Origin of the sequence: Nonomuraea rubra, from assembly GCF_014207985.1 — a bacterium.
GTDB classification, from domain to species: Bacteria; Actinomycetota; Actinomycetes; order Streptosporangiales; family Streptosporangiaceae; genus Nonomuraea; species Nonomuraea rubra.
In genome coordinates, this window is record NZ_JACHMI010000001.1 from 11,062,580 (window position 1) to 11,075,563 (window position 12,984).

Below are 12,984 nucleotides of genomic sequence, written 5' to 3' on the forward strand. Positions count from 1 at the left end.
CTCTCTCCCAGGGGAGTGATGATTCTCCCAGCGCCTCACAGGGCGAGCGCAAGCCCTTGTTAGAACACGTTACAACTAGGCTAGCGGCAGCACCCTCCTGACGCTCTGGCAGACCCCGTCGCTGGCCGCCGAGGCCGCCAGCCGCTCCTCGTCCGGCACGCCGTACTCGGTGGTGCGCTGCCGGACCGGCCTGCCGGTGACCTCGACCATCGCGCGCAGCTCGCTGATCGTCTTGTACGAGCCGTTCTCCGACCCGGCCATCCTGCTGATGGTCTCCTCCATCAGCGTGCCGCCGAGGTCGTTCACCCCGCCCTGGAGCACCTGGTGGCACAGGTCGTCCTGGAGCTTGACCCAGGAGCACTGGATGTTCCCGATCGCGCCGTGCAGGAGGATCCTGGCCAGGGCGTGCACGGCCCTGTTCTCCTGCGCGGTCGGCCCCGGCCTGGCCACGCCCGCCAGGTAGATCGGGGCGCTGGTGTGCACGAACGGCAGCAGCACGAACTCCGAGAAGCCGCCCGTCTCCTCCTGCAGCTTCCTGATCAGCTTGATGTGCCTGACCCAGTGCAGGTGGTTGTCCACGTGCCCGTACATCATGGTCGAGGTGGTGGGGATGCCGACCCGGTGGGCCGTGGTGATGACCTCGATCCACTCCTTGGCCGGCAGCTTGCCCTTGGTCAGCACCCAGCGCACATCGTCGTCGAGGATCTCGGCCGCCGTGCCGGGCAGCGAGTCCACGCCCGCCTCCTTGGCGGCCTCCAGCCAGTCGCGGATCGACAGGTTCATCCGCGAAGCGCCGTTGATGACCTCCATCGGGGAGAACGCGTGCACGTGCATGCCCGGTGTCCTGGCCTTCACGGCCCTGGCGATGTCGAAGTACGCGCTGCCGGGCAGGTCGGGGTGGATGCCGCCCTGCATGCACACCTCGGTCGCGCCGGCCGCCCACGCCTCCTCGGCCCGGTCGGCGACCTGCTCGACGCTCAGCGTGTACGCGTCCGCGTCCGTCCTGCGCTGGGCGAAGGCGCAGAAGCGGCAGCCGGTGTAGCAGACGTTGGTGAAGTTGATGTTCCGGTTGACGACGTAGGTGACGTCGTCGCCCGCGGCCTCCTTCCGCAGCGCGTCGGCGATGGCGGCCAGTTCGTCCAGCGCCTCGCCGTCGGCGCCGAGCAGCGCCACGGCCTCGGCGTCCGTCAGGCCCGCCGGGTCGGCCTCGGCCCGCTTCAGCGCCTGCCGCACGTCGCTGGAGGTGGCGGCGGCCGTGGTGCCCAGGCGCTCGCGCAGGGCGTCCCAGTCGCCGTAGACGTGGTCGAAGTCGTCGCGGCGGTCGTTGGTGCGGCCCGTGGTGTCCACCTCGACGTGCAGGTCCACCCGGCCGGACGCGGCGAATCCGCCGTCGGGCTCCTGCCAGGGGCGGCCCTCCAGCACGGCGTCCTCGCGGGCCAGGCCGGTGGCCGGGTCGGCCAGGGCGGAGACGTGGGCGATCAGGCGCGGGTCCAGCCAGGGCTCCCCCGCCAGCACGTACTCCGGGTAGATCGTCAGGCGTTCCCTGAGCCGGAACCCGGACTCGCCGGTACGAGCGGCGAGGTCCTCGATCTGCGGCCACGGCCGCTCCGGGTTGACGTGGTCGGGCGTGAGCGGCGACACGCCGCCCCAGTCGTCGATGCCGGCCCTGATCATCAGCTCGTACTCGGAGTCCACCAGGTTGGGCGGCGCCTGGAGGCGCACGCGGGGGCCGAGCACCAGGCGGGCCACCGCGATCGTGGCGGCCAGCTCCTGGAGGTCGGCGTCCGGCAGGCCGCGCATGGCGGTGTCGGGCTTGGCGCGGAAATTCTGCACGATCACTTCCTGGATGCCGCCGTACTCCCTGGCCACCCTGCGGATCGCGAAGATGGACTCGGCCCGGTCCTCGACGGTCTCGCCGATGCCGATCAGGATGCCGGTCGTGAACGGCACGTTCGTCCGGCCGGCGTCCTCCAGCACGCGCAGCCGCACGGCGGGGTCCTTGTCAGGCGAGCCGTAGTGCGGCTGCCCCTTCTCCTCGAACAACCGCCGCGACGTCGTCTCCAGCATCATCCCCATCGACGGCGCGACCGGCTTGAGCCGCTGGAAGTCCCGCCAGCTCAGCACCCCCGGGTTGAGATGCGGCAGCAACCCGGTCTCCTCCAGCACCCTGATCGCCATCGCCCGCACGTAGGACAGCGTGTCGTCATAACCGTGCGCGTCCAGCCACTCCCTGGCCTGGTGCCAGCGGTCCTCCGGCCGGTCGCCCAGCGTGAACAGCGCCTCCTTGCACCCCATCGCCGCCCCCTGCCGGGCGATGTCCAGCACCTCGTCAGGGCTCAGGAACGGCGCGGGCAGCTTGTGCGGCGCCGTCGCGAACGTGCAATAGCCACAGCGGTCCCGGCACAGCCGGGTCAACGGGATGAACACCTTCCTGCTGTACGTGATGATCCCCTCGCGACCGGCGGCCCGCAGACCGGCGTCGCGCACCCGGGAGGCGTGTTCGAGAAGCGTGTCGAGGTGCCCGTCCCTGGCGTGCAGGAGCACGGTCGCCTCGGTCACGTCGAGCGTCTTGCCGTCCCTGGCACGGGCGAGGGCGCGGCGGAGCGCGGAGTCAGAACTCATACAGGCACAGTACGACGGGCTGAGTTCACCGTACGCACCCAGGGCCCGCTCAGAACGACCGGTAGTCGCGCACGGGCATCCTGGGCCCCCTGGCCGGCGGGCGCAGGCCGCTGAGCCAGACCAGCACCGTGGCGCGGTGCCGGTGCCCGGTGTACGGCTCCAGCAGCCGCATCATGCCGGGATCGTCGGTCTTCTCCCCGGTCAGGGCGTAGCCGACGAGCTTGGCCAGGTGGAAGTCGCCGACGCTGACCGCGTCGGGGTCGCCGAACGCCCGCTGGCGCACCTCCGCCGAGGTCCACACCCCGATCCCCGGCAGCGCGCGCAGCAGCCGGTCGAGCTCCTGCGTGGTCGCGGCGGCCTCCAGCTTGTCGGCGTGCCAGGCAGCGGTGGCGATCGTACGGGCGCGCACGGCCTCGGCGCCCGACCGGTGCCAGTGCCAGGACGGGATCTGCCGCCACACCGCCGGCTCGGGCACCACCCGCATACCCTCGGGGGCGGGGCCGGGAGCGGGCTCGCCGTACCGGCCGAGCAGCCACCGCCAGGCCCGCCACGCCTCCTGCCCGACCACCTTCTGCTCCAGCACGGCGGGCACCAGGGCCTCCATCACCCGCCCCGTACGCCCGATGCGCAGGCCGGGATGCCTCCTGGCGGCCTCGGCCAGCACCTCGTGCCTGACGCTGAACCCGGACGGGTCGTCCTCGGCGCCCAGCAGCGCCGGCAGCGTCTCCAGCGCCCAGCCGGCCCCCGGCCCCCACGCCTGCCCGTGCACGCGACCCGCCTTGACGCGGACGCTGAGCGTGCAGGGGCCGTCAGGAGTCCTGGACGTGCGCCACACGGCGCCGTCGGGGGTCCGGCGCCAGGTGGGATCGCCGCCGCCGCGCTTGTGCGGCTGCAACGCCAGCCCCACGTCCAGCGGCCCTTCCGGCTCCCACCTGCGCTCCATCACCCGTCCAGTCTGCCCCGCCCTCCCGGGTGGGTCAGACGTCGCTGGAGTAGCGCAGCGCGCGCTCGGGCAGCTCGATCCCCGGCCAGATGCGCACGCCGTTCTGCAGCTCGTTGCCCGGCCGCACGATGGCGCCGTCGCCGATCACCGCGTCGCGCACCACCGTGCCGGCGCAGACCCGGGCGCCCTGGCCCACCACGGAATCCGTCACCGTGGCCCCGGCCTCGACGACGCAGTCGTCGCTCAGCACCGAACCCACCACCGAGGCTCCCGCCTCGACGACGGCGCGCGCGCCGACGGCCGTGCCGCCCTGGACCTTGGCCTCGGGCGAGATCCGGGCCCCTTCGAGCTGGAGGTACTCGCCCGTGGGGCCGGGCAGCGCGGGCGAGGACAGCTTGCCGAGCACCAGGTCGCGGGAGCCCTGCACGTACGCGGTCGGGGTGCCGACGTCGAGCCAGTAGGTGCGGTCGGCGTAGCCCAGCACGAGCTCGCCCGACTCGATCAGCCCGGGGAACGTCTCGCGCTCGACCGACACGACCTCGTCGCGCGGGATCGAGTCGATCACGGACCGGGTGAAGACGTAGCAGCCGGCGTTGATCCGGTTCGTCACGGGGTTGGGGGTCTTCTCCAGGAACGCCGTCACGCGCCCCGCCTCGTCGGTCGGCACGCAGCCGAACCGGGAGGGATCATCCACTTCCGTCAGATGGAGCGTTACAGCGGCCTGCTTCGCGCGGTGCACGCGCACCTGCTCGCCGATGTCGTGACCAGAGAGGATGTCCCCGTTGAGGATCAGCACCGGGTCGCCGGGGCCGGCCGTGAGCGCCTCGGCGGCGTTGCGGATCGCGCCGCCGGTGCCCAGCGGCGTCTCCTCCGTCATGTAGACGAGCGAGAGCCCGAACGCCGCCCCGTCACCGAAGGCCGGCTCGAACATGGACGCCTTGTAGGAGGTGGCGAACACGATCCGGCGCACGCCGAAAGATCGGGCGCGCGCCAGTTGGTGGGCCAGGAACGGCACCCCGGCGGTCTGCAGCAGCGGCTTGGGCGTGCCCAGTGTCAGCGGACGCAGGCGCGTGCCCTGCCCCCCGACCAGGAGGATCGCCTCGAGGTCTGGCAAAGAGCTCTCCATCACTCCGTGAGGTTACCGAACTATTCGATCGCGCGTTGATAAGAGCTGAGATGCGCCTCCGCCGAGGCGTCCCAGGTGAACTCGCGAGCTCTGGCCAGCCCCGCCTCCTGCAGCTGCTTCCTGCGCTCCGGCGAGGCCAGCAGGTGACCCAGCGCCGCGGCGATGCTGCCGGCGTCCGGCTCAGTGTAGGCCACCGCGTCGCCGCCCACCTCCGGCAGCGAGGTGCGGTGGGTGGTCAGGACCGGCGCACCGCAGGCCATGGCCTCCAGCACCGGCAGCCCGAACCCCTCGCCGCGCGAGGGGAAGGCCACCACCAGCGCCCCGCCCAGGAACCCGGGCAGGTCGGGCGCGCGCAGGTAGCCGGGCCTGATGACCCTCACCGTGGCCTCGACCTCCCGGCAGGCGGCGTCCACGTCGTCCTCGTGCACCCCGCCGCCGAGCACCAGCGCCGGCGGCTTCTCCAGCCGCTTCACGGCGGCGGCGAAGCCGCGGATGAGGTTCGGAACGTTCTTGCGGGGGTCGAGCGCGCCCAGGAAGGCCACGTACGGCTGGCCGTGCAGCCCGCACCTCATGGCCGCCCTGCGGATCTCCTCCTCGCTCGGCGGGTGGAACTGCGCCAGGTCCACGCCGTGGTAGGCGACGTCGATGCGGGTGGGATCGGCGGCCAGCACGCGCACCAGCTCGTCGCGCGTCGCCTTGGACGGCACGATGACCCGCTGGGCATGGCGTACGGCGGTGCGCGTGGCCGAGCGGAAGAACGCGGCACGCGGGGTGTGGCTGTCGGGCTCGGTGAACCAGGTCGCGTCGTGCACCGTCACGACGGTCGGCAGGCCCGAGCTGAGCGGGATGGAGTAGTAGGGAGCGTGGATGACGTCCGCGCCGGCGTGGCGGGCCAGTAACGGGAGCCCTGTCTGCTCCCAGGCCAGCCTGGCGGCCCTGTTGGTGATCGCGACGGGCCCGGGAAGCACCTGGGCCGTGGGCGCGAGGCGGCGGTATCGCTCCGCTTCGGCACGCTGGCAGACCACGGACAGATCCGCACCGGCCCGATCGAGCGCGGCCACGAGCCCGTCCACATATCTGATCAACGCGCCGCGGTCCGCGGGGACCGCCGCCGCATCGACGAGCACTCGAGGCATACGAAGATCTTCTCCCCTCAAGATCAACGTGGGACCGGGCGTCCCCCTCTGAAATTCAGCTTATGACCAGCCTCCCCTAAATCGTGGGCCAAATCACACCGAGTCGCGACGCGCCGCAATTCCCGCCAAGCCCGCGCAGATCAGATCCCCCATGATGATGACAATGCGGGAGGAAAGGGCCACCGCAATTGCGGCGCCCGAGTCGAGATGGGGCGCGAGCACCGCAACCATGGCAAGCTCCCTGACTCCCGCGCCCGCCGGGATCACGAAGGTCAGGATGCCCAGGCACCACGACAGCGCGAACGCCCCGACGGCGAAGAGCAGGCCGCCCTGGGGGGCGACGAAGTACAGGTGCACGCCGTAGGCGAGCCAGCCGGCCAGTGCCCAGCCGAGCGCGGTCAGCATGCCGCGCCTGGTCAGCGGGCGTTCGAGGGGCTCGCGACGGAGGCGGCGCAGGGCGTAGCCGATGACGGCGTTGATCACCTTGGGTTCGAGCAGGACGAGCAGCAGCGGGACGAACAGCAGCAGCCAGCCGTACCGGTTCCAGCCCAGCGTGACGAGCGTGACCAGCAGGCCGGTGGCGAGCTGGATGGGCATCATCAGGAAGAACGCCGCCGCGCTGCGCGGGCGCGGCACGCCGAGGTCGCGGCCCATCTCCATCTGCGCGAGCACGGGCCAGACGGCGCCGGGGATGTACTTGCCGAGCTGGCCCACGAAGAAGACCTTGGCCGCCGGGCGCGGGGGCAGCGGCGAGCCCAGGTCGGCCAGCAGGGTGCGCCAGGTCAGCATGGCTCCGAGCAGCGCCGCGACCACCGCGACCAGCGAGCCGGCCAGCGCCGCCCACGACAGCCTGGCGAACCCGGCCACCACCGCGTCCCACTCCCTGGCCACCGCCCAGCCGCCGAAGCCGAGCGCGACGGCCAGAAAGCCGTACCTCACCAGCCGGCGACCCACCGATCGCCGCCGCGGCACCCCCTCGGCGGCAGGGCTCCCGGGGCCGTCGTCCGCGGCGACCGGATCGGCTGCGGGATCGGCTGCTGGGTCGGCGGCTGGGTCGGCTGCTGGGTCGGTGCTCACAGGGGGCGCACCCGCTCGGGCGGCTGCGGCAGCCGCGCGCCCGCCGGGCGGCGCGGGGTCTTGGTGGCCACCCACAGGTAGGTCGGCACGACCGGCAGCAGGAGCCTCAGCACCTCGCGCGGCATCCGCGACAGCACCGTGCTGACCACCTTCCCCACCACCCCGGGGAACAGCTCGCCCCCCGCGAACCTGGTCGGCGTGGCCAGCACGGGCAGGGTGTAGTCCCACACGTGGAAGGCCCGCAACATCCTGCGCAGCCCGCGCCGCGTCCTGAACCGCTCGTAGTAGTGGTCGGCCCGCCCGAACGCCCGCACGTAGCGGTCGGCCAGCGCAGGCGGCAGGTACGACAGGAACGGCAGCTTGTAGTGCGGCTCCATGACCCCGAGCCGATTGCCGAGCCCGAGGTAGAGCACCCCGTCGTCGGACAGCACCCGGCGCATCTCCGCCACCACCGCGTCGGGGTCGACCACGTGCTCGTAGATGTGGTTGAACACCAGCACGTCGATCGAGCCGTCGGGGAACGGCAGCGCCGTGCCGTCGCCGCAGACGAACGCCACCCGCTCGCCGAACCGGTCGGCCGCCTTGCGCAGCCCCGGCACGTCGATGTCGATGCCCAGCGTGTGCTTGGCCCCGGCCTGCGCCAGCTCGTCGGCGATGAACCCGGCCGAGCAGCCCACGTCGCCGACGGTCAGCCCGCCGAGCGGCCCGTGGAAGTGCTCCAGCACCGCGATGATCTTCGCGGCCTTCCGCCTGCGCTTCGCCTCGTCGAGCATGGCGGACTGGAACTCCGAGTATTCGAGCTGCGCGACTCGTTGCTTCACCACGGTTCCCCACCGTACCGACCCCATGCGGGCTCGCACGCCAATCGGACGTCAAACGGGCTTTGGTACGGTGGCCGACCCTGGTGAGACACGGACGGATGGGGAAGAAGTGGCGCTGTTCGACAACATCCGCGGCGAGTTCATCGACATCGTCGAATGGCTCGACGACAGCCGCGACACCCTCGTCTGGCGATTCCCCCGGCACGACAACGAGATCAAGATGGGTGCGCGGCTCGTGGTGCGCGAGTCCCAGGTCGCGGTGTTCGTCAACGAGGGGCGGATCGCCGACGCGTTCGCGCCGGGGACGTACACGCTGGAGACCGCCAACCTACCGGTCCTGTCCACGCTGAAGGGCTGGAAGTACGGCTTCGACTCGCCGTTCAAGGCCGAGGTGTACTTCGTCAGCACCCGCCAGTTCGCCGACTTCAAGTGGGGGACGCAGAACCCCGTCATGGTGCGGGACCCCGAGTTCGGGCCCGTCCGCCTGCGGGCGTTCGGCGCGTACGCGGTCAGGGTGACCGACGGCCCGGCGCTGCTGCGGGAGCTGGCGGGGACGGACGCGCAGTTCCGTACCGAGGAGGTGGAGGGGTACCTGCGGCAGCTCGTCGTGGGGCGGCTCGCCTCCGCGCTGGCCACGGCCGGGGTGCCGCTGCTGGAGCTGGCCGCGGGGCAGCACGAGATGGGGCAGCGGCTGGCGCGGGCGCTGACGGACGACCTGGCCGGGGTGGGGCTGGCGATCCCGACCTTCACGATCGAGAACATCTCGCTGCCGCCCGAGGTGGAGCAGGCGCTGGACAAGCGGTCCCAGATGGGTCTCGTCAGCGATCTCGGGGACTACGCGCGGTTCCAGGCGGCCGGCGCGCTGGAGAACGCGGGCGGCGCCGCCGACGGCATGGGCCTCGGCATGGGCATCGCCGCCGGCCAGCACCTGGCCGCCGCCCTGACCCCGCAACCCCAACCCCCCTTGACCTCACACGCCGGGCCGCCGCCGCTTCCTCAGCCCGACCGGTGGTTCCTCGGCGTGGGCGGTGAGCAGCGCGGGCCGTTCGACGAGCCGTCGTTGCCCGCCGCCGGCCTGACCCCGGACGTGCTGGTGTGGAAGGCCGGCATGCCCCAGTGGCTGCCGGCCCGCGACGTGCCCGAGCTGGCCTCCCTCCTGGGCGGCACCCCGCCCCCGCTGCCACCCGCCTAGGACCCCCCATGACCTCCCCCACCCGGACCCCCGCCCACCCCTGCCAGGGCTGCGGCGCGAGCGTGGCGTTCGCTCCGGGCACGGCCCTCCTGCGCTGCCCGTACTGCGGCCTGGAGCAGCGGATCGCCGCCCCGGCGGTGGCGATCCGCGAGCACTCCTACGACGCCTTCCTGTCCGCCAAGCCGCGCGTCCAGGCCCTGGCGCGGAACCGGTTCTCCTGCCCGGGCTGCGGCGCCCGCACCGAGAGCGACGCGCTGTCCAGGGCGTGCCAGTTCTGCGGCACTCCCCTGGTCGCCGACCTGGCGAACGACAGCCAGATCGCCCCTGAGGCCGTGCTCCCGTTCGCCCTCGACCGCGGCGGCGCCAGGCAGGCGCTGCGCGGCTGGGTGAAGACCCGCTGGTTCGCCCCGAACCGCCTCAAGACGGTCACCGAGGCGGAGACGATGAAGAGCACGTACCTGCCGCACTGGACGTTCGACGCGCAGACCGCCTCCGACTACACCGGCCAGCGCGGCGAGCACTACTACGTCACCACCACCCACACCGACGCGAACGGCAACAAGCAGACCCGCCGCGAGCGGCGCACCCGCTGGTACCCGGCGAGCGGCCAGGTACGGCGCGGCTTCGACGACGTGCTGGTCGGCGCCACGGGGCAGGTCCCCGGAGAGCGGCTGAAGGCGTTGCAGCCCTGGCCGCTGGAGCAGGCGCTGCCGTTCGACGCCCGTTACGTGGCCGGCCACCACAGCCTGCGTTACGACACCGAGCCGCAGGCGGGCCTGGAGCAGGCCAAGCAGGTCATGGCCGAGGTCATCCAGGGCGACTGCCGCCGCGACATCGGGGGCGACGTGCAGCGCGTGCACACGGTGGACACGCACTACTCGCAGGTCACGTTCAAGCTGGTGCTGCTGCCGGTCTGGATCGGCAGCTACCTGTTCGGCGGGAAGACGTACCAGGTGCTGATCAACGGGGCGAACGGCGAGGTCCAGGGCGACCGGCCGTACAGCGCGGTCAAGATCGCGATGGCGGTGCTGGCGGCGCTGGCGGTCGTCGCCACGATCGGCTGCTGGATTTACCTGGAGAACCGCGCGTAACCTGAGCCAATGCTCCGCCGCCTGCTGCGTGTCCTCCTCGCCCTGGTCGCGATCGGTTTCCTGGGCTACGGGCTGGCCGCCAACTGGGACGAGACCACCACCGCGCTGGCCGCGATGTCGCCGTGGGCGGTGCTCGGGTCGTTCGTGGCCGTGCTGGTCGGCCAGTTCTTCATGCTGCTGGCCTGGCGGGAGATCCTGGCGGGGCTGGGCACGCGGGTGCCGGTGCGGATCGCCGGGCGGATCATGTTCGTGGGGCAGCTCGGGAAGTACATCCCCGGCGCGGTGTGGGCGTACGCGGCGATGATGGACCTCGGGCGCGATCACGGGAGCCCGCCGCGGCGCACGTTCGCGACGATCTCACTCGGGCTGGTGATCAACCTCGGGGTGGCCATCTCCATCGCCGCCACCACGCTGTTCACGCTGGAGGCGGTGCGGCAGGCCTGGTACTTCGTGCTGCTCGTGCCGGTGATCATCGTCTGCCTGCACCCCAAGGTGCTCACCTGGGGTCTCAACCTGGCGCTGCGCATCGCGCGCAGGGAGCCGCTGGAGAGCGTGCTGCCCGGCCGCACGGTGGTGGTCGCGGTGGCGTGGACGGCGCTCGGCTGGCTCGTGTACGGCCTGCACATCTGGCTGGTCGCCGGCCGTCCCGACCTGTACGTGGTGGCGACAGGGGCCTACGCGTTCGCCTGGGCGACCGGGATCCTGACCGTGGTGGTGCCCGCCGGGGTCGGCGTCAGGGAGGGCGCGCTGGTGCTCGTCCTCGGGCCGATCGTCGGCACGCCCGCCGCGCTCGCGGTGGCGATCGTGTCGCGGCTGGCGTTCACGCTGGCCGACGCGGCGGCCGCGGGCATCTCGTTCGTGCTCGGCCGCAAGCCCGTGCCCGGCGCTCAGGCGCCGAGCAGCGCCGTCGCGTACGCCGACCAGAACGGCTCGGGATCGACCGCCTTGACCCCCGACCGCAACCTCTCCGGCTCGCCGGAGGCGTAGAACCGCTCGATCGCCGCGCGCAGCGCCCCGGCGTCACCCGGCTCGACCAGCAGCCCGTCCACGCCGTCGGTGACGTGGTCGGCCAGCGCGCCGACGCGGGTGGCGATCACGGGCACGCCGTGCTCGTGCGCGAGCCAGACGTTCTGGCTGGCCGTGGCGTTGCGGTAGGGCAGCACGAGCGCGTCGGCCGCGGCGAACAGCTCCGGCACCTCCTCGGCCGCGACGTACCCCGGCCGCAGCTCCACCCGGTCGCCCAGGCCCAGCTCCCCGATCAGCGCCTTCGTCTCGTCGAGCCCGCCCCAGAACTCGCCCGCCACGGTCAGCCCGATGCCCTCGGGCAGCGCGCGCAGCAGCAGGTCGAGCCCCTTGTACGGCCGCACGATGCCGAAGAACAGCAGCCTGCGGTGCACCACCCCGGCGGGCTTGTCACCGGAGGAGGAGGGCAGGTGCGGCGGCAGCCCCGCCACGCTCACCGGCTTCGCCGCGAGCCCGCGGGCCAGCGCGGCCTGCGGCTCGGAGTGGGCCAGCACGCCGTCCACCCGCTTGAGCAGGGCCTTCATCAGCGGCTCGTCGTACGGCTTGCGCTCGTGCGGCAGCACGTTGTGGCACAGGGCGACGGTGCGGGTCTTCCGCCCGATCCCGTAGAGGATGCCCAGGTAGGCGGGGACCTGCACCGGGCTCAGCACCGCCAGCACCACCAGGTCGGCCGACCGCAGCCGCCGCCCGGCCGCCACCCACCCGTCGGGCCGCCGCCAGTCGAGCCGCCGCACGGCCTTCGGGTAGGGCGTGCCCTCGGGCGCGTCGATCGTCTGCTGCCCCGGGTAGAGGAACGACGGATACTGCGCGCGCCACGACTCGATCACCACGTCGTGGCCCAGCCCCGCCAGGCGGTGCGCCAGCTCGGTGGTGTGCTGCGCCCCGCCCCCCTTGTACGGATAGGTCGGGCCGACGATCGCGATCCGCAACGTCACTCTCCCCGCGAGCGCACGATCAGGTCGGCGAGCAACGCCACGGACCCGATCAGCAACCCGGACAGGAAGATCATGACAGTGTTGGCCGGGAAGTAGAACGGGTGCTGGATCATGTCCCACACGCCCTTCACGAACCCGATGGCCACCAGCCACAACGCGGGCGGCATGAGCACCTTGAGCGGGTTGAAGTACATGATCATCCGCAGCACCTGGAGGATGTAGCGGTAGGCGTCGGAGACGAAGCTGAACTTCGACTTGCCGGCCCGCTTGGCGTACTCGGTCGGCAGGTAGTAGACATCGTGCTGGTTCGACAGGAACGACAGCGTGATCGTCGTCACGCAGGAGAACCCGGGAGGCAGCAGCCGCAGGTAGGGCTTGGCCACCGACTTGCGGAAGGCCCGCAGCCCCGAGTTGAGGTCGGGGATCTTCTGCCCGGCCAGCATCTCGGCCACCTTGCGGATCACGAACTTGGCCGGCACCCGCAGGAACTTGTGCGAGCCCTCCTCGCTGGTGCGGGCGCCGACCACCATGTCGATGGTCGAGTCCTTCTCCAGGATCTGCACCAGCTCGGGGATGCGCTCGTTGGCGTAGGACATGTCGGCGTCGGTCCAGACGACGATCTCGCCCCTGGCCTCCTGCGAGCCGATGCGCCGCACGGTGCCGGCGCCGCCGTTGCGGTGGAAGGCCCGGATGCGCAGGTGCGGGTAGCCGGGTGCGGCCTCCTGCAGCTTGGCCAGGGTGGCGTCGGTCGAGCAGTCGTCGACGGCGACGAGCTCGTAGGTGTAGCCGCTCGAGTCCATCGCCTTGGTGATGCGCTCCACCTCGTCGAGGACGTGATCCTGCTCGTTGTAGCAGGGCAGGACGATCGTGACGTACGGCGCTTCATCCACGGCGGTTCCACTCTTGGGGGTCTCAAGCGTGCTCACGGGGGTCGAGGGTACTCTGCCCAGCCGGGAGGCGAGTCCACATCGGGCCAGCGGGAACTCCCGATTCCCGGATCTTCCTACCAGTCTGGCTC

11 protein-coding genes are annotated in these 12,984 nt (G+C 71.9%); 3 read left to right on the top strand and 8 right to left on the bottom strand.

Annotated elements, in window-relative coordinates:
- Nucleotides 1-75: 75 nt before the first annotated feature.
- The 6 genes from HD593_RS50415 to HD593_RS50440 form a co-directional block, all read right to left on the bottom strand.
- Nucleotides 76-2,622 (bottom strand): bifunctional FO biosynthesis protein CofGH, encoded by a 2,547-nt coding sequence (locus HD593_RS50415; RefSeq protein WP_185109984.1) that lies wholly within the window; start codon nt 2,620-2,622, stop codon nt 76-78.
- 49 nt (nt 2,623-2,671) lie between these two features.
- Nucleotides 2,672-3,565 (bottom strand): DNA-3-methyladenine glycosylase family protein, encoded by an 894-nt coding sequence (locus HD593_RS50420; protein ID WP_185112626.1) that lies wholly within the window; start codon nt 3,563-3,565, stop codon nt 2,672-2,674.
- A 34-nt stretch (nt 3,566-3,599) separates the two neighbouring features.
- Nucleotides 3,600-4,679, bottom strand: a complete 1,080-nt coding sequence (manB, locus tag HD593_RS50425) for a mannose-1-phosphate guanylyltransferase (RefSeq protein ID WP_246547169.1) — start codon at nt 4,677-4,679, stop codon at nt 3,600-3,602.
- Nucleotides 4,680-4,711: 32 nt separating this feature from the next.
- The gene (locus tag HD593_RS50430) at nt 4,712-5,827 is read right to left on the bottom strand and encodes a glycosyltransferase family 4 protein (protein ID WP_185109986.1); all 1,116 of its coding nucleotides are present in this window, start codon (nt 5,825-5,827) and stop codon (nt 4,712-4,714) included.
- Nucleotides 5,828-5,920: 93 nt separating this feature from the next.
- Nucleotides 5,921-6,904, bottom strand: coding sequence for a lysylphosphatidylglycerol synthase domain-containing protein (locus HD593_RS50435; protein ID WP_312904329.1), 984 nt, complete (start codon nt 6,902-6,904; stop codon nt 5,921-5,923).
- A complete protein-coding gene (locus HD593_RS50440; RefSeq protein WP_185109987.1) occupies nt 6,901-7,728 on the bottom strand; it encodes a class I SAM-dependent methyltransferase in 828 nt (275 codons plus the stop codon). Before HD593_RS50440 ends, HD593_RS50435 begins: the two co-directional genes overlap by 4 nt.
- Before the next feature lie 106 nt (nt 7,729-7,834).
- On the opposite strand from HD593_RS50440, the gene HD593_RS50445 reads away from it, so the two are divergent.
- The 3 genes from HD593_RS50445 to HD593_RS50455 are packed head-to-tail and all read left to right on the top strand — an operon-like array spanning nt 7,835 to nt 10,995.
- Nucleotides 7,835-8,917 (top strand): SPFH domain-containing protein, encoded by a 1,083-nt coding sequence (locus tag HD593_RS50445; RefSeq protein ID WP_185109988.1) that lies wholly within the window; start codon nt 7,835-7,837, stop codon nt 8,915-8,917.
- A gap of 8 nt (nt 8,918-8,925) precedes the next feature.
- Entirely contained in the window at nt 8,926-10,008 is a 1,083-nt protein-coding gene (locus HD593_RS50450; RefSeq protein ID WP_185109989.1) for a TFIIB-type zinc ribbon-containing protein, read from the top strand.
- Between the two features lie 9 nt (nt 10,009-10,017).
- A complete protein-coding gene (locus HD593_RS50455; RefSeq protein WP_185109990.1) occupies nt 10,018-10,995 on the top strand; it encodes a lysylphosphatidylglycerol synthase transmembrane domain-containing protein in 978 nt (325 codons plus the stop codon).
- Here the strand turns inward: HD593_RS50455 and HD593_RS50460 are convergent.
- Nucleotides 10,896-11,960, bottom strand: coding sequence for a glycosyltransferase family 4 protein (locus HD593_RS50460; RefSeq protein ID WP_185109991.1), 1,065 nt, complete (start codon nt 11,958-11,960; stop codon nt 10,896-10,898). The two genes, HD593_RS50455 and HD593_RS50460, sit on opposite strands and share 100 nt — an antisense overlap.
- 2 nt (nt 11,961-11,962) lie before the next feature.
- Nucleotides 11,963-12,892, bottom strand: coding sequence for a glycosyltransferase family 2 protein (locus tag HD593_RS50465; RefSeq protein ID WP_185109992.1), 930 nt, complete (start codon nt 12,890-12,892; stop codon nt 11,963-11,965).
- Nucleotides 12,893-12,984: the final 92 nt, after the last annotated feature.